Genomic DNA, 19,112 nt, shown 5'->3' with positions numbered 1-19,112 from the left:
TAAAATACTTCTAGCTTGTGTAACGAGCTTGTTCTTGCGAGGTAAGGGGCTATGACCCAATTGTCTACACTGTCTTTAAAGGAAGGGTCTTCAAAAGAGCAGTCTTCAAAGGCAAGTTCTTCAGAGACGCGATCTTCAGCGCCACAGCAGGAGGCTTTTAGTGCTCCTGATGCCGCGCGCTTGACCCACCTCAAGCAATTAGAAGCCGAATCTATTCATATTATCCGTGAAGTCGCCGCTGAGTTCTCCAACCCAGTGATGATGTACTCCATAGGTAAAGACTCGTCGGTCATGCTGCATCTAGCGCGTAAAGCCTTTTATCCAGGTACACCGCCATTCCCGCTGATGCATGTAGATACAACCTGGAAATTTCGCGAAATGATCGAGTTTCGTAACCGCATGGCAGAAGAAGCGGGTATGGAGCTAATCGTGCATACCAACGAAGAGGGGCGGGCGGCCAATATCAACCCGTTCGACCACGGTAGTGCCAAATACACCGATATCATGAAAACCCAGGCGCTCAAGCAGGCGTTGGATAAATACGGTTTTGATGCAGCCTTTGGTGGCGCCCGCCGCGATGAAGAAGCTTCACGTGCCAAAGAGCGCGTTTACTCGTTTCGCGATAAATACCACCGCTGGGATCCCAAGAATCAGCGCCCTGAGCTGTGGAACGTGTATAACGCCAAGGTCAATAAAGGCGAATCGATCCGCGTATTCCCACTCTCCAATTGGACCGAGCTGGATATCTGGCAGTACATCTATCTGGAATCGATCCCCATCGTGCCTCTTTACTACTCTGCCAAGCGCCCGGTAGTCGAGCGCGACGGTATGCAGATTATGGTCGATGACGACCGCTTGCCTTTAGCGCCTGGTGAAGTGCCGGAAGAGAAGTCGGTGCGGTTTAGAACGCTAGGCTGCTACCCGCTGACCGGCGCTGTGGAATCCGAAGCTGCGACGCTTCCGGAAATTATTCAAGAGATGCTGCTGACCCGAACCAGTGAGCGAAGTGGTCGTGCCATTGACCGCGATCAAGTGGGTTCGATGGAGAAGAAAAAGCGCGAGGGGTACTTCTAATGTCTCATCAATCCAATTTAATCGCTGATAATATCGAGCAGTACCTACACGAGCATGAAAACAAAGATCTACTGCGCTTTATTACTTGCGGCAGCGTGGACGACGGAAAATCGACGCTAATCGGTCGCATGCTCCATGACTCAAAAATGATCTTTGAAGATCAGCTAGCGGCGATCACTCAGGCCTCTAAAACCAGCGGTACTACCGGTGATACCGTTGATTTGGCGCTATTAGTGGATGGCTTGCAGTCAGAGCGCGAGCAGGGCATCACCATCGATGTGGCGTACCGCTTTTTCTCCACCGATAAGCGCAAGTTCATTATTGCCGATACGCCTGGGCATGAGCAGTACACGCGCAACATGGCCACCGGTGCTTCAACGGCCAGTCTGGCAATTATTCTGATTGATGCCCGTTACGGGGTGCAGACTCAGACCCGGCGCCATAGCTTTATCGCCGATCTGCTGGGTATTCAGCATCTGGTGATTGCGGTTAACAAGATGGATCTGGTGGGATTCTCCGAGCAGCGTTTTAATGAAATTGTTGCAGAATACCGTGCCTTTGCTGAGAACCTGCAAGCGCCGGATATTCGCTTTGTGCCAATGTCGGCGCTCAACGGCGACAACGTAGTGAATCGCAGCGAACAAACACCCTGGTATTTTACCAACAATTACCAAGGGGAAACGCTGATCGAGCTATTAGAGAGTGTCGAGATCACACGCGATCAGAACCTCAGCGATCTGCGTTTACCGGTTCAGTACGTTAACCGGCCCAATCTCGATTTTCGTGGCTACTGCGGCACCCTGGCTGCAGGTGTCATTCGCCCTGGGCAGGCGGTCAAGGTGTTACCTTCGGGCAAAACCTCTACCGTGGCGCGGGTCGTTACCTACGATGGTGATCTTGCCGCCGCTTATCCAGGCCAAGCAATTACTGTGACCTTGGAAGACGAGATCGATATCTCCCGCGGTGATTGGCTGGTGGCAGCGGATAGCGAATTACCGCTTTCCAATACTTTCAAAGCCGATATTGTCTGGATGCACGAAGACGTGTTAACGCCAGGCAAGCTTTATGATTTTAAGTTGGCGACGCGCGATCTTTCCGGGCAGGTAAGCGCCATTGATTACCAAATCGATGTCAACACGCTGGAAAAGCATACGACGCATTCGCTGGGCCTTAATGCGATTGCCCGCTGTGATGTGGAATTGACCGCGGCCATTCCGGTGGATAATTATCGCACCAGCCCTGGCACCGGCAGCTTTATCATCATTGATCGTCTGACCAATGTCACCGTAGGCGCCGGGATGATTCGCGGCACGGCAAGTGAGGTAGGCACTGCCACGCAGTCAACCGATTGGGCCGCCTTTGAACGCGACCTGAATGCGCTGGTGCGTAAGCATTTTCCACACTGGGAAGCCAAAGATATCAGCGGTTTATTCAACCGCTAAGCGCTTTGACTCACAGCAGTACAACGCAAAACACAACGGCCCGCTTTTAAAGCGGGCCGTTGTGTTTGGGTGAGCTTAACTACTACTCAGCGTTAGGGAAAAACAGCTGCTGGCCGTCTACCTCAAAATCCGCAATCGCTTGCTGACCTTCTTCAGAGACCAGCCACTCGTGCCACTGCGCTGCAAGATCGTGTTTCAGGTCTGGGTGGCGCTCTTCAGAAAGCAGTAGGCTGCCGTACTGGTTAAACAGCGCTTCGTCGCCTTCAAACAGCAGCGTCAAATCCTGAGGATTTTCAAACGCGACCCAGGTGGCACGGTCGGTAAACGTGTAGGCATCCATACCCGCCGCGGTGTTCAGTGTCGGCCCCATGCCGCTGCCCAGCTCACGGTACCACTCGCCCTCAGCCGTCACTCCCGCATCTTCCCACAAACGCAGCTCAGCGCGGTTAGTGCCGCTGTCATCGCCGCGCGAAGCAAACGGGGACTCGCTTTCCGCTATGCGCTGCATGGCCTCAATGACGTTTTCACTGTCACTGATGCCCGCCGGGTCATCACTCGGCCCAACGATAACGAAGTCGTTGTACATCACGTTCAGGCGTTCAGTGGCATAGCCTTCCGCCACAAACTTCTCTTCACCCGCAGTGTCATGCACTAAAAGACTATCGGCATCGCCACGGCGACCGATTTCAAACGCTTGACCCGTACCGACAGCCACCACACGAACTTCGATGCCCGTTTCTTCGGTGAAGGTGGGGATGATCGCGTCGAACAAACCTGAATTTTCAGTGGAGGTGGTGGAAGCCAGGGTGATGTAATCATCGGCCGCCATCAGCGTGCCGCTAAAAGTCATACCCAGGGCGCCTGCCGTTATCAATGCGGTGGCTTTCTTCATTTTATTGCTCCTTGCTCATTTTTGATTAGTCACAGAGTTCATGCTTTTCAGGGTTACCAAACCAGCTCACCCCGAATAAATGCCCCTGCCTCGGGTGAAGAGGGGGCAGTAAAAAAAACATTGGCTGGGGTATGTTCGAGTAATTCGCCGTTATGCAAAAAAAGCACATCGTTGGCTAAGCGACGTGCTTGATGTAAATCATGGGTAGTCATCACGATACGGGTACCGCTGTGATGGAACTCAAGCACCGCATCTTCCACTGCTTTGATAGCCGCCGGGTCGAGGGCAGAGGTGGGTTCGTCTAAAAATAGTACGCGCGGGTTGAGCAGCCAGGCCCGTGCCAGCGCCAAACGCTGTTGTTCGCCACCGGAAAGCACCCGTGCAGGCCGTTTGGCCAACGGCGCCAAGCCAAACTTTTCAAGCGCGCTCATCGCCTGCGCTTTGCGGGATAATCCTTTTAGCTCGGGGCGTGGGGGATTGTTGATCGCTAGCACATAGGTGAGATTATCCAGCGCCGAGCGGCGCAGTAGCACTGGGCGTTGAAACACCATCGCTTGAGCAGGTGGTTCACTTTGCCAGTGCACCGAGCCACTAGTGGGCGTGAGAAGGCCGTGGGACAGACGCATCAGCAGGCTTTTACCCGCGCCGTTAGGGCCCATGATGAGTGTTCGGTGGCAGCCCGCCAGTTGCAGTGTGGTCGGCTTGAGCAGCGTGCTGCCCCGGTGCACAAAGCTGACGTTTTCCAGTTGCAGCGTGGCAACGGGGGGCGCTTGATATATCGTCATCCCAGCCGCCTTTTTGCCGTCTCACCGATGACATGAGCAATTGCATTAATCATGGTGACTAATCCGAGTAGAATAATTCCCAGCCCTAGCGCCATGGGCAAGTTACCTTTGCTGGTTTCCAGCACAATGCTGGTAGTCATGACACGGGTCACGCCATCGATGTTGCCGCCTACAATCATCACCGCGCCCACCTCAGCGCTGGCGCGGCCAAAGCCCGCTAAAATGACGGTCATAAGCGCAAAACGGGCATCCCAAAGCAGGGTAGGGATCATCCGGCTACGCGTTAAGCCAAAGGAGTTCAACTGCTCGGCATACTCGCCGTGGAGTGCCTCGACTTGTTGGCGGGTTAGGGCGGCGATAATCGGTAGAACGAGAATGACTTGCGCGATGACCATCGCCGTGGGGGTAAACAGCAAACCCCATTCACCCAGCGGCCCAGCGCGTGAAAGCAGCAAATAAACGCACAGCCCCGCAACCACCGGTGGTAAGCCCATCAGGGCATTAAGGGCCACAATCACCACGTTGCGCCCCGGAAAGCGCCACAGCGCGAGAGCGGCACCCAGCGGAAGTGCGAGCAAGCTGGCAATAAAAACCGCCATTAGCGATACCTGCAGCGACAGCATCACGATTGAGATTAAGGCGCTGTCCATGCTCATAATCAAAGCGAGGGCAGTGCTGAAGGCGTTGTCACTAGTCAACATTGAGTATTGGCGTCGTTATTAGGTTCGTATCGGCATAATGTACCCAAAAATGACCGATTGCACTCTAGACTGAAATTGATGCAGTCTTATGCAAGGAAAATCATTGATGGCGTAACCGCAGCGAAGGAGCTTATCGCGATGACTGAACGGCATGCTTACTTAACCACTGCGGAAGTCGCCGACTACCTGCGCCTGAAGGAGCGCAAGGTGTATGACTTGGTTAGTCAGGGTCAGATCCCCTGCAGCCGGGTCACCGGCAAATTGCTGTTTCCACGTCAGCAGATCGATTTATGGGTACTGAGCCATTTGGAAGGGGATCAGGCGCAGCGGTTAACCGTACCGGTAGTGGTGGCGGGTAGTCAGGATCCGCTATTAGAGTGGGCCGTGCGAGAAAGTGGTTCAGATTTGGCCATGCTGTGCCAAGGCAGCGGTGATGGCGTGCGTCGCCTGCTGGATGGCAAGGCCATGCTGGCCGGTATCCATTTGCTGGACCCATCAACACAGCGCTATAACGAACCCAGTGCGCTCGGCTTAAGCGGAATGCGTGACCTGCTAATCGTCCGCTGGGCCACACGACGTCAAGGGCTGCTCGTGCCCACTGATAATCCGCTGAAGATCAAGGCGCTCAACGACCTAAAACGCCCACACTTGCGCGTGGCGCATCGTCAGCCTGAAGCGGGCGCGGCCCGCTTGCTTGGCTTTTTATTGCAGCAAGCGGGGATCGATAGCTCAGCGCTTAATTGGGCGCCGCATGCTTCTTTAAGTGAAGATGATTTGGCATTGAGCATTTGCCAGGGCGAGGCCGATGTGGGGCTGGGGGTAGAAGCCGCGGCCCATCGCCAGCAATTAGGTTTTGTTCCTCTCTGCGAGGAGCCATTTGATTTAATTATGCAACGGCGCAGCTATTTCGAACCCGCCGTACAGCGGCTGATGGCGTTTGCTCAACAAGCCCGTTTCGCAGAGCGTTCAATCCATTTGGGTGGTTACACTATTGCTGAAACAGGCAAGATTATACATAACGCCTAGCGCCCCCCCCCGATAGCCTTGATTGATTAGCAGGGTAGCTTGACGCTGTTACTATATGCGCCACAATAGTGAAGCGTTACTGACGCAAATCATCACGAAAAGGAGAGCATGATGAAACAAGCACTGAATGGTAAACGAGTAGCTATTTTAGCCGCCGCTGGTTTTGAAGAGTCTGAGTTGAGCGTGCCGCGTACAGCCTTACAGAAAGAGGGCGTCGAGGTTCACATTGTAACGCCTGATGGTAAGGGCATTCGCGCTTGGGCGGAAACTGAGTGGGGCGATACCTACGAGGCTGATAAAGCTCTTGCCGATGTCAATGAGTCTGACTATCACGCGCTGGTTCTGCCCGGTGGCTTATTCAATCCCGACGAACTGCGCACTAACGATGAAGCGTTGAGCTTCGTAAAAGCGTTTTTCCAGGCAGGCAAGCCTGTCGCCGCTATATGCCATGCCCCATGGATTTTAATTAACGCAGGCGTGGTTGAAGGGCGTCGTATGACCTCTGTTCCTAGCGTTGCACAAGACCTTCTTAATGCTGGCGCTGAATGGGTGGATGAGCCCGTCGTTGTCGACAGTGGCCTTGTATCCAGCCGTACGCCAAAAGACTTGGATGCCTTTAATACCAAGTTACTCGAAGAATTGCAGGAAGGTCGTCACTCCGGTCAGCACGCTTGATGGGGCTATTGCGTCAGTGGGCAAGCTTTGCCAAAAGGCTTGTCCACGTTATTTCCAAACCCATCAAAGGAGACAGTAGCCGTGGGGGGATGGTGGTTCATCCTTACCGCGGCTATGGTTCCCAGAATGAAATATTTGTCATGGGCAGGGTTTTTCGTCAAGCAGCCCTGGGGCAGGCGATTCCCCGCCATGGTATGTTGCGTGATACGGCTGATGTCGCGCGACGAGTTTTTCGCCGCGGGCTTGCCGATGCGCAGGTAGAGGTTCGAATTGGTGATAATCAGCTTTGTGTCAGCACAGATCGCGATGGCTATTTCGATGTCCATTTGCCGATCAGTCATACCCTGCCGATCGATGTCTCCTGGCACCGCGCTGATATTTTGGTACATCGTGCGGACCAAACGACGGTGCGAACTCATGTAGAAGTCTACGTGCCACCGCCAGAAGCGGATTTGCTGGTGATTAGCGATATCGATGACACCGTTATGTTTACCGGTGTGGCAGAAAAGCTCAAAATGCTTTATCGCCTATTTGTAAAAAAACCCCACCGTCGCACTGCCTTTCCCGGCGTCGCATCGCTGTATCAGGCGTTGTATCGAGGCGTTAGTGAGCGCGCCGAACGGCCCATTTTATATGTCTCACGCGGGCCTTGGGCGATTTACGAAATGCTCGAAACGTTTTTTCAGATCAATCGTATCCCAGTAGGCCCCATCCTTTTCTTACGCGAATGGGGTATCTCATGGCGCCGTCCCTGGCCACGGCGTGCAGAAGAGCATAAACGCGAATTGATCGACCGCATGCTGACCCTCTACAACGATTTGCCGTGTATATTAATTGGTGACAGCGGCCAGCATGATCCAGAAGTGTACATTGAAATCGTTAAAGCCTACCCGAACCGTATTAAAGCCATTTATATACGGCGAGTGGATAAAGACCCCAAAAGAGAGGCGGCGATTCAGCGGTTGCGCGATGAGTTGGTCGGCACTCAATGTGATTTGGTACTAGCTGCCGATAGCGTGCTGATTGCTGAACATGCGCACGCCCAGGGCGATATTTCTATTCATGGTTTGCAGGCAGTCAAGCGCGATGTGGAAGAACACCGCAATAATCCCGCCTAAAAACCATCCAGCCTAACAATATGTCCGCTTAACAGTGTTGCCAAGCCAGCCCCCATGGTAAAAGCTACGCATCGGAGAAGTTTGTTTGACGACGGCTGTTTTTAGATGGTTGTTTGTACAAAGCTTTTTTGTGGACAGGAACTGCCATGGTTATTCTACTGATCATTTTTGCACTGGCTGTTTTTGTGCTCCCAAATATCTGGGCCAAGTGGGTGCTTAAGCGCTACACGAAGGGCCGTGACGATTATCCCGGTACAGGGGCCGAACTTGCCGATCATTTGCTACGCCGCCTGGGTGTTGAGGGCGCTAGCGTAGAGCGCACGGAGTTCGGTGACCATTACGATCCTGAGACACGCTGCGTGCGGCTTTCCCCGGATAACTACGATGGCCGTTCGCTTACCGCCGTCACCGTGGCTGCCCATGAAGTGGGGCATGCCATTCAGCATTATCAGGGGTATGCGCCATTAATAGCGCGCAGCCGGTTAGTTAGCGTAGCTCAAAAAGCCGAAAAACTCGGTGCTCTACTGATGATGGCCGCACCGTTTCTATTTTTATTAACACGCCTGCCGGGAGGCTTGGCAATCGTGATTGCCATGGCCGTCATTAGCTTTGGCACCGCAGCGGTGGTGCATCTAGTGACGCTGCCGGTGGAGTTCGATGCCAGCTTCAATCGGGCGCTACCGCTGTTGAAAGAGTACGTGCCGCCTGCCGACATGGCAGGTGCCCGGCATGTGCTCACCGCCTGCGCATTTACTTACGTGGCCGCTTCGCTGGCAAGCGTAATGAATCTGAGCCGCTGGCTGGTGATTTTGCGGCGGTAAGTAACGCTATCTCTTCAGCCCGTAGATTGTGTTAAATCCTGCCCCAGGGCTGCTATCGATGCCGCTAGCCAGTGATCGCAGCCAGCTGCGCATCGGCACGCTGAGCGAGGCCATCGCGGGAAAGTCTGGCCCTGTCACGGGCGTCGTCGCTGCCGAGTTGACTGGCATTGGCATCCACGTTGAGCAGCACGCTGTGCAGCGAGGCATGAATCAACCTAGCCCCAGCATGCGCGTCGCTAACAAACTGCTGCTCGATGTGTTCTCCCGCCTGCCGCGTCAGTGCCAGCGCCGCAGCACACAGCTGCGCCGTTTTCAGCGGCACTTCAACGGCAGTTTCGGCCGCCGCATGAAGGGCGCTTTGACGCCCTTCGTCCTCCTCATCCCGGCCGACGGCTGCCATAAATGCCTCAAAGGCGGCCACATCTTCTTGGGCCAGTGGCGCTAGGCGCTGTTTAAGTGAGGCACCTTCATCAATCAACGCCTGACGCGGCGTCGTGGCGCTGGCTCAAGTGCAGCCCCTTGAGCACGAGCGCCAGGCCCAGGTCGGCACTCACCACGGCCACGGCGCCGCAGCCAGGCATCGGCTCGCGGGCCACGGTGTCGCGAAAATCGCTCAGTCTGTGCTCCCAGAGCGGTGCGGTGTTATCCGGCATGCGTCCTATCCTTTTTACATAGGGTAGTGGTTATACCCCAGCACGTTTCATGCTTTACACAATGCGCTCAAGTGCGGTTTTCAATGCTTGGCGCGTCTCGGGGCGCACGCAGCGCGACTGTTCCTGGCCATCCCTTAGAAAGATCAGCGTCGGCCAGAGCTTAACCTTGTATGACCGTCCCAGTCGTTTTCCCTTGCCATCCTCGACTCGCACATGGCGTACCCCAGGGGTTTGATCAATCACTTCCCTGATCAGTGGCTGCGCCGCACGACAGTAGCCGCACCAGGGCGTGCCAAATTCCACCACTACCGCCCCCTGACTGGCATCCAGTTCGCTTCGCTTTGGTACGATGCTATCGGGTAGGGTCATGTGTTCTCTCCTGAGAGGATGACAGGCCCCGCATCCCTGGAGGCCTGGTTAGTTTAGCGAATGATCAAGATAAACGAGATAAACCCGGTTTATTCGCCACTATCACCGCGCGACGCGGTGCAGGGTAGCTTTCAATGGTGCGGCTGCGGTCTTCCGGGTCAAGAAAATCGGCCAGCGATTGGTAGGTCATCCATTCTGTCGAGCGCTGCTCATCCAGCGTAGTGACCGCCTCATCCACCACGCGCACATTGGTAAAGCCGCAGCGTTCCAGCCAGTGGCAGAGCGCTTTTGAAGAAGGCAGAAAGTAGACATTCGGCATGGCCGCATAACGTTCGCCGGGCACGAAGACGGTCTGCTCGTCGCCTTCCACTACCAGCGTTTCCAGGACTAGCTCGCCGCCGGGCGCCAAGGCTGATTTTAACTGTTGAAGATGTTCCAGGGGCGCAGGGCGATGGTAGAGCACGCCCATGGAAAATACCGTATCGAAAAAACCGAGGTTCTCCGGCACATCCTCAATGCCCACCGGTAAGAACAGCGTTTTTCCGCCATCGGCATCGCCGACGAAGTGGCGTACCGCCTGAAACTGCCAGTAAAAGCGTGGCGAGGGGTCTATGATCAGCACGAAGGCCGCGCCTGCCCCGGCCATCCGCCAGGCGTGATAACCGCTGCCACCACCCACGTCGAGCACCTTACGATATTGTAGCGGTGCCAAGTGCGGGGCCACTCGTTGCCACTTCCAGTCCGAGCGCCATTCGGTATCAATATGAATGCCACCCAGTTGAAAAGGGCCTTTACGCCAGGGGGCGAGCTTTCTTAGCAGGTTAAAGCACTGACGCTGCTGGCTGTCACTCAGGGCAAGGTCGACGGTGACCGTATCGCTGTTTAAGTCCACGTGCCTGTCAGAGGGCAGCGCTGGCAGTTTAGCAACAGCCTTTTCCCAGGCGGAGAGGTCGCCATGGCGGTTACGATCTAACCCGTGGGCTAACTGCTTAGGTAGCTTTGCAAGCCAGGGTGTTAGCGAAGCATCCAGGGTTGCTTGATCCAAAAACGCCTGATAAATCGCACGATGATCGTCGGGTAACAGCGCCACCTTTAACCCTCCTTAAACGCAATTAGCGAGGCAAAGTTAAGGTACTGGAACCAGGTCATCGAGCGTGGAAAGCCAGCCTGCTTCAAGCGGCCATGAAGAGCGTCGAGGGTATCCGGTACCAGCACGTTTTCAAGGGCGGTGCGCTTTTGGCTTATTTCCAGGTCGCTATAGCCATTGGCACGCTTGAAATCATGGTAGCGCTCGACCCGCCAGGCGTTATCGCGCTCGTCGGCATCCACGGTTTTCTCTGAGAGAATCAAGACGCCACCCGGCTCCAGCGCCGCGTAAAGCCTTGCCAACAGCGCATCGCGGTCTGCGGCAGGGAGAAACTGCAGCGTAAAGTTGAGAATGATCATGCCCGAAGGTGCATACTCCAGGGTACGAATATCAGCTTCTTCTACCTGCATAGCATACGCAGGGCACTCGTCGGCAAAGGTTTGCCGGGCCTGGGTGACCATGGCGGGCGAGAGATCAACGCCCGTATAGCGAAAGGCGTCTGGCGCCAGCGCGCCCGCTAACGCCAAGCCCGAGGCGCCCAACGAGCAGCCCAAATCATACACATGGGCGCCATGACGCAAATGGCGCTGGGCAATCAGGCTCAGCATGCCAAGAATTTGTCCGTATCCTGGCACCGAGCGGCGGATCATATCAGGAAAGCAAGCGACCACTTTTTCGTCGAAAGAGAATCGCGCTACGCGGTCAAGGGGTGTCGAAAAGATAGCGTCACGGTAAGATGCATCACTCATGGGCAAGCCGGGATTGTAAATGAGGCTGAGTAGTTTACGCGCCCTTGTTAACACAGAACAGAGTTAACGCAGAACAGACCTGTCTGGCAAAGACACGGACTGCAAGGATCGACGCCACAGGAGACGGCATATGGCTTCAGCAACAAACGCTACCCCCGATACGCTGCCTGCGTGGCAGACGTTGAAGCATCACGCTGAAACGCTGCAGCACGTTCACTTGAAAACGTTGTTTGGTACCGAACCCTCACGCTGGGAAAGCTTCACTCGTCAGGTAGCAGGCTTAACGTTAGATCTTTCCAAGCAGCGTTGGGATGACGATACGCTTGAACATCTGTTTACCCTGGCCAGCGAAGCGGGTGTACCCTCGGCGATTGAGGCGCTGCTAAGTGGTAAGCGAGTGAACGTCAGCGAAAACCGTCCAGCCCTGCACACGGCGCTGCGTTTACCCGCCAATGCGACACTGGAGGTTGAAGGTGAAGATATCGTCACCGCCGTCCACGAAAGCCTTGCCCAAATGGAGCGTTTGGTTAGCCGTTTACATGCCGGGCAGTGGCGCGGGGCCACCGGCAAGCCGATTCGTCATGTAGTTAATCTAGGTGTCGGCGGTTCTGACCTTGGGCCGTTAATGGTTACCCATGCATTGACAGATTTCCGACCCAAAGATGTTCATCCAGTCGAAGTCCACTTTGCCTCGACCATGGATGGCTCGCAGTTAGCGGATTATCTGAGCCGGTTAAACCCGGAAACCACTATCTTTGTATTGTCGTCAAAATCGTTTACGACTATCGATACGCTCTCCAACGCCAACACGGCTCGCGAGTGGCTGTTGAGCCGCTTAACCCAGCATGGCGCGACGCCGATTAGCGCTGAATTAGTGGTACGTCAGCATTTTATTGGTGTTTCGGCAAGCCCTGAAAAAATGAGTGAGTGGGGAATCACTCCGGACCACCAATTGACTTTCTGGGAGTGGGTGGGCGGACGTTATTCGCTGTGGGGCACGATCGGCTTGCCGATTGCCCTTGTGGTAGGGATGGATAATTTCCGAGAATTCCTAGCGGGGGCGCACGAGATGGACCGGCACTTTGCCGAAGCGCCGATGGAAGACAACTTGCCCGTGCTGCTCGGCTTGGCAGGGATCTGGAACGTCAACTTTCTGGACATTCGCGCGCACTCTATTCTGCCCTACGATGGGCGTTTGGAGTACTTTGCCGCTTACCTTGAACAGCTAGAGATGGAGTCCAACGGCAAGTCAGTTACTCGCCAAGGTCAGCCCGTTAACTATTCTACCTGCCCGGTGCTCTGGGGGCAGTTGGGGCCCAATGCGCAGCACGCTTTTTATCAGCTGCTGCACCAGGGCACTCAACCGGTCGTGTGCGATTTTATAGCGCCGCTGAAGCGCTATGACGAAGTAGAAGATCCGGATACCCGCCACCACCTTAAAGCCCAGCACCGCTTGTCGCTGGCGAACTGCTTTGCTCAGTCCCGTGTTCTCATGCTTGGCGACGATGCCTTGGAAGATGACGGCCCGCGGCCCGAGCATAAGCGCTACCGTGGCAATCAGCCTTCAACCACGGTGCTGCTTGACCAATTGACGCCCGCTACCCTGGGTTCGCTTATCGCGCTATATGAACACAAAGTGTTTGTTCAGGCGGTAATTTGGGATATCAACCCGTTTGACCAGTGGGGCGTTGAGCTAGGTAAACAGATCGCCACGGACACTCAAAAGATTATCGACCATCAGGGCGATCTATCGCGTATGGATGCCTCCAGCCGTGGATTGATTGAAGCATTTTGGGCGGCTGAGCAGGAGTGAATTAAGGAGATAGCCGGGGCTAACCCGGCGACAGGCCTACGAGGAGGCGCTGTGAACCCATCCTTGGGCGCTACATTTGCCATCTGACCGCCATGGATGGCGGAAATGCCGGAATTGAAGGGATCACTTTTCCGGCCATGGCAAACGACCTCCTCTACGACCTATCCCCGGCGCCCCTGGTAATAAGCATGAAGCATGGCTAGATATACAGCTTTTTGCTTTTCCGCTATCCTGTGGCTCTTTGTAAACTGCTGAACTCTATTTTTAACGTCTGCTTTTAACCACTGACATAACGCCCAGCGAGGCTGCTAGCACTATTTTTTCAGGAATCGACGTTACATGACCCAGTTTGATGCCTCTCAGTACGGCGCGAGTTCCATCGAAGTCCTGTCCGGGCTCGAGCCGGTACGTAAGCGTCCCGGTATGTATACCGACACCACACGCCCCAATCACTTAGCCCAGGAAGTCATAGATAACAGCGTCGATGAAGCGCTGGCGGGTCACGCCACCATGATCAACGTCGTGCTGCATAGCGACGGCGGGATCGAAGTACAGGACAACGGCCGAGGGATGCCGATCGATCTGCATCCTGAGCACGGTGTCTCAGGCGTTGAACTGATATTTACCAAGCTACACTCGGGCGGTAAGTTCTCTTCCACGAGCTACCGCTTCTCGGGCGGTTTGCATGGGGTAGGGGTGTCGGTGGTTAACGCGCTGTCGCGCCGCTTAGATGTGGAAGTCACCCGCGATGGCGCATGCCATGCCATGGCCTTCGAGTTCGGCGAGAAAGTCGAAGAGCTGCATGAAATTGGCAAAGCCCCCAAGCGAGCAAGCGGCACGCTGGTGCGCTTCTGGCCGGACGAAAGCTACTTCGATAGTCCCAAGCTCGCGCTAACGCGACTGAAACACCTGCTGCGTGCCAAGGCAGTGCTTTGCCCCGGCTTGAAAGTCACCTTGGTCGAACCCGACGGCACTACCACCGAGTGGGAATTTGCCGATGGCCTGCGCGACTATTTGGTTGAAGCCACCGACGGCTACGAAGTGCTCCCCCGCGAACCTTTCGTTGGCCACTTCAATGACGACGAACATGGGGTCGATTGGGCGGTTCAATGGCTACCGGAAGGCGGTGAAGCGCTGCTGGAGAGTTACGTCAACCTGATCCCCACCCCGCAGGGCGGCACTCACGTCAACGGCTTTCGTTCAGGGCTGCTGGATGCGCTGCGGGAGTTCTGTGAATACCGCAGCCTGCTGCCCCGTGGAATTAAATTGACCGCCGATGACCTTTGGGAGCGCGCCTCTTTTGTGCTCTCGGTAAAAATGCTCGACCCCCAGTTTGCCGGACAAACCAAAGAGCGGCTCTCGTCGCGCACCATTGCTGGCTTTGTATCGGGGGTGGTGAAAGACGCTTTCTCGCTGTGGCTTAACCACCACGTGGATCAGGCCGAAGCGATTGCCGAACTTGTCATTAGCGCGGCGCAAAATCGTCAGAAAAAAGCCAAAAAAGTGGCCCGTAAAAAGGTCACTTCCGGCCCGGCGCTGCCCGGTAAGCTGGCGGACTGCTCCGGTCAGGACCCTGCTCAGAGCGAGCTGTTTTTAGTCGAAGGGGACTCGGCGGGTGGCAGTGCCAAGCAGGCGCGTAACCGTGAAACCCAGGCGATCTTGCCGCTGCGCGGCAAGATCCTCAATACCTGGGAAGTGGAAACTCACGATATCTACGGCTCCCAGGAAGTTCATGATATCGCCGTGGCGATTGGCGCCGACCCCGGCAGCGCTGATCTGGAAAAGCTGCGCTACCACAAGATCTGTATTCTCGCAGATGCCGACTCTGACGGCCTGCACATCGCGACGCTGCTCTGCGCACTGTTCGTGCGCCACTTCCCCAGTTTGGTGGATGCAGGGCATGTCTATGTCGCGATGCCACCGCTTTACCGCATCGATTTGGGCAAAGAAGTGCATTACGCCCTGGATGAGAGCGAAAAAGCCGCCATTCTCAAGCAGCTCGCTAACAAGCGTGGCACGCCCAACGTCCAGCGCTTCAAGGGCCTGGGTGAGATGAGCCCGCTGCAACTGCGTGAAACCACCATGTCGACGGAAACTCGACGCCTCGTCCAGCTCACTTTAACGGAAGGCGACGGCACCATGGAAATGATGGATATGCTGCTGGCCAAAAAGCGTGCCAGTGATCGCAAAAAGTGGCTGGAAGATTACGGCAACCTCGCAGACATTGAGGTATAACCCCCGATGACCATGGATATTCAAGTAGCGGAGGGCGACGTCGAACGTCTCTCCCTGCGCGACTACACCGAAAAAGCGTACCTCGATTACTCGATGTACGTCATTCTAGACCGTGCACTGCCCAATATCGGCGACGGTATGAAGCCCGTTCAGCGCCGCATCATTTACGCCATGCGGGAGCTGGCGTTGCATGCCAACGCCAAGTACAAAAAATCGGCTCGTACCGTTGGTGACGTGCTGGGTAAGTTTCATCCCCATGGCGACAGCGCCTGCTATGAAGCCATGGTGCTGATGGCGCAGCCGTTTAGCTACCGTTACCCATTGGTGGATGGCCAAGGCAACTGGGGTAGCCCTGATGACCCCAAATCCTTCGCCGCCATGCGCTACACCGAGGCCAAACTCTCCAAGTTCGCCGAAGTGCTGCTGGGTGAACTAGGCCAAGGCACCGTCGATTGGGCACCCAACTTCGACGGCACCATGCAAGAGCCGCTGGTACTCCCCGCGAAATTACCCCATGTGCTGCTCAATGGCGGTACTGGGATTGCTGTCGGTATGGCTACCGATATTCCGCCGCACAATGTGTCGGAAGTCGTCGAAGCCACCTGCCATCTGCTGCGCAACCCCAAGGCGACCACTGCCGATTTAATGGAATTCGTGCCTGCGCCGGATTTCCCTACCGATGCGGAAATTATTACCCTGCCTGCGGACCTGCGTAAGCTCTACGAATCAGGCCGCGGCTCGGTCAAACTGCGCGCCCGCTACATCCGCGAAGAAGCCAATATCGTTATTACCTCGGTACCCTACCAAGTCAGCGGTGCCAAGGTGCTGGAGCAGATCGCCGCGCAAATGCAGGCCAAAAAACTGCCCATGGTGGCCGACCTGCGCGATGAGTCGACTCATGAAGAGCCGACCCGGCTGGTCATTGAGCCGCGCTCCAACCGCATTGACGTTGAATCGCTGATGGCGCACCTGTTCGCCACCACCGACTTGGAAAAAAACGTGCGGGTGAACATGAACGTGATCGGCCTGGATGGGCGCCCACGGGTCATGCCGCTGCCGGAAATGCTAGGCGAATGGCTTCAGTTCCGCCGTAGCACGGTGCGTCGTCGTTTAGAGCACCGCCTAGGCAAAGTCGAAGATCGTTTACATATCCTGGAAGGCCTGCTGATTGCCTACCTCGATCTTGACGAAGTGATCCGCATTATTCGTGAAGAGGATGATCCGAAAGCCTCGCTGATTGCGACCTTCAGCCTCTCCGAGCGCCAAGCGGAAGCCATTTTAGAGCTGCGCCTGCGTCATCTTGCCAAACTCGAAGAGATGAAAATTCGCGGTGAGCAGAATGAGCTGGAAAAAGAGCGCAAATATTTAGAAGGTCTGCTGGGCAGCGAAGCCAAGCTCACAACGCTGATCGAAAAAGAGATTCGCGCAGCGGGTAAAGAGCATGGTGATGAGCGCCGCTCACCGTTGGTTGAGCGGGCAGAGTCCAAGGCGCTGTCTGAAGTAGAACTGTTAGGCGCTGACCCCATTACCGTGGTGCTCTCGGATAAAGGCTGGATTCGTGCGGCCAAGGGACATGATATCGACCCCGAAGGGCTCTCCTATAAAGCCGGGGATAGTTTCCAACTGGCGGCAAAAGGTAAAACCAACCAGCCGCTGGTGCTACTGGACGATACCGGGCGTGCCTATACGCTGTCTGCGCATAACTTACCCAGTGCGCGGGGCCAGGGTGAGCCGGTTACCGGGCGTGCTAACGTTGCCGCCGGAGCGAAAATGGCGGGGCTGATGTTTGCGCCACCGGAACGGCGCTTCGTACTTGCCACTGATGGCGGCTATGGCTTTGTGGCGCGGCTTGATACGCTCACCGGTAAAAACAAAGCCGGTAAAGCGGTACTTAGCCTGCCCAAGGGCTGCAATGTCATGGCGCCAGTGGAAGTGCCTGAGGGCGACGAGGAGCTGTGGGTGGCTTCTGTTTCAAATGAGGGCCGACTGCTGCTGTTCCCCTTGGATCAGTTACCCGAGATGTCTAAAGGTAAGGGCAATAAAATGCTCGATATCCCAGGCCCAAGAGCCGCCCGCCGGGAGGAGTTTGTTACCGGCATTGTGGTGCTAGCCGCCAGTGATGCGCTGTTGATCCATGCAGGCAAGCGCAAGCTGACACTAAAAGCCGACGACTTGGCATACTATCGCGGTGAGCGTGGTCGGCGTGGTAGCAAGCTGCCCCGCGGCTTCCAGAAAGTAGATCGACTAGAGGCAGGGGAGTAAGTAATGGCACGCGGTGATTTGATCCTAACCGTACTAGCGTCGGATTTAACCGCCGACATTCAAGCGCAGGTAGATGCTCTCATTACGCAGTTTAATCTGAACGTGGAGAGTACCCAGCGGCTTGCCGATGTCTCATTTCAGTCAGGTGAAGGCATCGACTGTATTGAATACTGCTTGTCTGGTGACGCAGATAGCAAAGCAGTGCGCGACGCCGCGCTTTTGCTGAGTGAAACGCTGGGTATTGATATCGTTGCCCAACCTGATACTCGCGATCACGTGCAGCCCCGTTTGGTCTGTTTCGATATGGACTCCACGTTGATTAAAGCTGAGGTGATTGATGAGCTTGCTCGCCGCCATGGCGTGGGTGAAGAAGTCGCTGAAGTCACCGAGCGTGCCATGCGCGGGGAAATTGATTTCAAGGCGAGCTTTCGCGAGCGGATGAGCAAACTGGTCGGTTTGGATGAGTCGGTGCTGGCGGAAATCGCTGAGGAGTTGCCGTTGATGGAAGGCGTTGAACGCCTGATGATCAATCTAAAGCGGTTAGGCTATCGCACCGCCATACTCTCAGGTGGCTTTACCTACTTTGCCCTCCACTTACAGAAGAAGCTTGGCTTTGACGAGATCCATGCTAATGAGCTGATCATTGAAAATGGCAAAGTGACCGGCGAAGTAAGCGAACCAATCGTAGATGCTGAGCGCAAAGCCGAGCTGCTCGAAGTCATTGCATTCCGGCAGGGCTTTAGCCTCGATCAGACGATAGCCGTGGGTGACGGTGCCAACGATCTTAAAATGCTGGCCAAAGCGGGGATGGGCATTGCGTTTCGGGCCAAGCCGTTGGTGCGTGCCCAAGCGTGTCAGGCGATATCGACATCGGGTCTTGACGGTGTGCTCTACCTGCTCGGCTATCAGCAGCAGGATTTAACACCGTAGAGCAGTATAAGAGTAGGAAGTAAAAAAGCGGGTGGTGCTTTTCGGCACCACCCGCTTTTTATTTTATGCCGTTTCAGCCATGGCCTTTATCGGGGTGCGGTACCGGTTTGTCGCCGACTTCTTCTGGACGCAGCTCTACCGGCTTACCCTGGGTTTTATCAGCGTGCTTTAAACGCAGGTGCAAGCCAGATTTGGCCAGCAGGTGGGCGCTGACGGGGGCGGTGATAAACAGGAAAAGCGTAATCAGCAGTTCTTGGATATCCGGTTTGCCGTCCACGCTCCAGAAATACAGCATCGAAGCGATGAGCATACAGCCGATGCCCAAGGTGGTGGCCTTGGTGGGGCCATGCAGGCGCATATAGAAATCGCGCAGGTGCGCCATCCCCAGCGAACCGATAAAGACAAAGATCCCGCCAGCGATCAGCAGCAGTGAAATAAGTGCTTCAACGATTACTGACATAAATCCCCCTGGCTGATATT

General features: G+C 55.4%; 19 protein-coding genes. 10 read left to right on the top strand and 9 right to left on the bottom strand.

Features of this window, described 5'->3' with window-relative positions; translation table 11 throughout:
* Positions 1-51 precede the first annotated feature (51 nt).
* Both cysD and cysN read left to right on the top strand, forming a co-directional pair.
* The gene (gene cysD, locus HUO07_RS14395; protein WP_176304171.1) at positions 52-1,074 is read left to right on the top strand and encodes a sulfate adenylyltransferase subunit CysD; all 1,023 of its coding nucleotides are present in this window, start codon (positions 52-54) and stop codon (positions 1,072-1,074) included.
* Positions 1,074-2,516 carry a sulfate adenylyltransferase subunit CysN gene (gene cysN / locus HUO07_RS14390; RefSeq protein ID WP_176304170.1) on the top strand — a complete coding sequence of 481 codons (1,443 nt, stop codon included), beginning with the start codon at positions 1,074-1,076 and terminating at the stop codon, positions 2,514-2,516. Before cysD ends, cysN begins: the two co-directional genes overlap by 1 nt.
* 82 nt (positions 2,517-2,598) lie before the next feature.
* Here the strand turns inward: cysN and HUO07_RS14385 are convergent, their stop codons facing one another.
* From HUO07_RS14385 to HUO07_RS14375, 3 genes are read right to left on the bottom strand one after another with little or no spacing between them, the layout of a single operon-like run.
* A complete protein-coding gene (locus HUO07_RS14385; protein WP_176304169.1) occupies positions 2,599-3,408 on the bottom strand; it encodes an ABC transporter substrate-binding protein in 810 nt (269 codons plus the stop codon).
* Positions 3,409-3,461: 53 nt separating this feature from the next.
* Positions 3,462-4,193, bottom strand: coding sequence for an ATP-binding cassette domain-containing protein (locus HUO07_RS14380; RefSeq protein ID WP_176304168.1), 732 nt, complete (start codon positions 4,191-4,193; stop codon positions 3,462-3,464).
* Positions 4,190-4,894, bottom strand: coding sequence for an ABC transporter permease (locus HUO07_RS14375; RefSeq protein WP_176304167.1), 705 nt, complete (start codon positions 4,892-4,894; stop codon positions 4,190-4,192). The genes HUO07_RS14380 and HUO07_RS14375 overlap by 4 nt, the downstream gene beginning before the upstream one ends.
* Before the next feature lie 138 nt (positions 4,895-5,032).
* On the opposite strand from HUO07_RS14375, the gene HUO07_RS14370 reads away from it, so the two are divergent.
* From HUO07_RS14370 to HUO07_RS14355, 4 genes are all read left to right on the top strand, one after another.
* Positions 5,033-5,920, top strand: coding sequence for a helix-turn-helix transcriptional regulator (locus HUO07_RS14370; RefSeq protein WP_176304166.1), 888 nt, complete (start codon positions 5,033-5,035; stop codon positions 5,918-5,920).
* Positions 5,921-6,031: 111 nt separating this feature from the next.
* Positions 6,032-6,595: a type 1 glutamine amidotransferase domain-containing protein gene (locus HUO07_RS14365; protein ID WP_176304165.1), complete on the top strand. Its 564-nt coding sequence runs from the start codon at positions 6,032-6,034 to the stop codon at positions 6,593-6,595.
* Entirely contained in the window at positions 6,595-7,713 is a 1,119-nt protein-coding gene (locus HUO07_RS14360) for an App1 family protein (RefSeq protein ID WP_176304164.1), read from the top strand. The genes HUO07_RS14365 and HUO07_RS14360 overlap by 1 nt, the downstream gene beginning before the upstream one ends.
* Before the next feature lie 146 nt (positions 7,714-7,859).
* Complete coding sequence (locus HUO07_RS14355; RefSeq protein WP_176304163.1) at positions 7,860-8,534, top strand: zinc metallopeptidase; 675 nt, start codon at positions 7,860-7,862, stop codon at positions 8,532-8,534.
* 64 nt (positions 8,535-8,598) lie between these two features.
* Here the strand turns inward: HUO07_RS14355 and HUO07_RS14350 are convergent, their stop codons facing one another.
* From HUO07_RS14350 to cmoA, 5 genes are all read right to left on the bottom strand, one after another.
* Entirely contained in the window at positions 8,599-9,012 is a 414-nt protein-coding gene (locus HUO07_RS14350; RefSeq protein ID WP_246286676.1) for a cyclodeaminase/cyclohydrolase family protein, read from the bottom strand.
* On the bottom strand, positions 9,005-9,187 hold the full coding sequence (locus tag HUO07_RS21755) for a cyclodeaminase/cyclohydrolase family protein (protein WP_246286674.1): 183 nt from the start codon (positions 9,185-9,187) through the stop codon (positions 9,005-9,007). The genes HUO07_RS14350 and HUO07_RS21755 overlap by 8 nt, the downstream gene beginning before the upstream one ends.
* A gap of 54 nt (positions 9,188-9,241) precedes the next feature.
* A complete protein-coding gene (locus tag HUO07_RS14345; protein ID WP_176304162.1) occupies positions 9,242-9,556 on the bottom strand; it encodes a thioredoxin family protein in 315 nt (104 codons plus the stop codon).
* Between the two features lie 64 nt (positions 9,557-9,620).
* A complete protein-coding gene (cmoB, locus tag HUO07_RS14340; protein WP_176304161.1) occupies positions 9,621-10,646 on the bottom strand; it encodes a tRNA 5-methoxyuridine(34)/uridine 5-oxyacetic acid(34) synthase CmoB in 1,026 nt (341 codons plus the stop codon).
* A 2-nt stretch (positions 10,647-10,648) separates the two neighbouring features.
* Complete coding sequence (gene cmoA / locus HUO07_RS14335; RefSeq protein ID WP_176304160.1) at positions 10,649-11,392, bottom strand: carboxy-S-adenosyl-L-methionine synthase CmoA; 744 nt, start codon at positions 11,390-11,392, stop codon at positions 10,649-10,651.
* A 130-nt stretch (positions 11,393-11,522) separates the two neighbouring features.
* Between cmoA and pgi the strand changes: the two genes are divergently transcribed.
* The 4 genes from pgi to serB all read left to right on the top strand — a co-directional run bounded on the left by pgi (position 11,523) and on the right by serB (position 18,632).
* Complete coding sequence (gene pgi / locus HUO07_RS14330) at positions 11,523-13,205, top strand: glucose-6-phosphate isomerase (RefSeq protein WP_176304159.1); 1,683 nt, start codon at positions 11,523-11,525, stop codon at positions 13,203-13,205.
* Between the two features lie 339 nt (positions 13,206-13,544).
* Positions 13,545-15,440, top strand: a complete 1,896-nt coding sequence (gene parE, locus HUO07_RS14325; protein WP_176304158.1) for a DNA topoisomerase IV subunit B — start codon at positions 13,545-13,547, stop codon at positions 15,438-15,440.
* Positions 15,441-15,446: 6 nt separating this feature from the next.
* Complete coding sequence (gene parC / locus HUO07_RS14320; protein WP_176304157.1) at positions 15,447-17,702, top strand: DNA topoisomerase IV subunit A; 2,256 nt, start codon at positions 15,447-15,449, stop codon at positions 17,700-17,702.
* Positions 17,703-17,705: 3 nt separating this feature from the next.
* Positions 17,706-18,632 carry a phosphoserine phosphatase SerB gene (serB, locus tag HUO07_RS14315; protein WP_176304156.1) on the top strand — a complete coding sequence of 309 codons (927 nt, stop codon included), beginning with the start codon at positions 17,706-17,708 and terminating at the stop codon, positions 18,630-18,632.
* A 73-nt stretch (positions 18,633-18,705) separates the two neighbouring features.
* Here the strand turns inward: serB and HUO07_RS14310 are convergent, their stop codons facing one another.
* The gene (locus tag HUO07_RS14310) at positions 18,706-19,092 is read right to left on the bottom strand and encodes a Na+/H+ antiporter subunit G (protein WP_176304155.1); all 387 of its coding nucleotides are present in this window, start codon (positions 19,090-19,092) and stop codon (positions 18,706-18,708) included.
* Positions 19,093-19,112: the final 20 nt, after the last annotated feature.

The sequence above is a fragment of the Vreelandella maris genome (assembly GCF_013371085.1).
Classification (GTDB): Bacteria; Pseudomonadota; Gammaproteobacteria; order Pseudomonadales; family Halomonadaceae; genus Vreelandella; species Vreelandella maris.
This window is presented reverse-complemented; position numbering and strand designations above follow the sequence as displayed.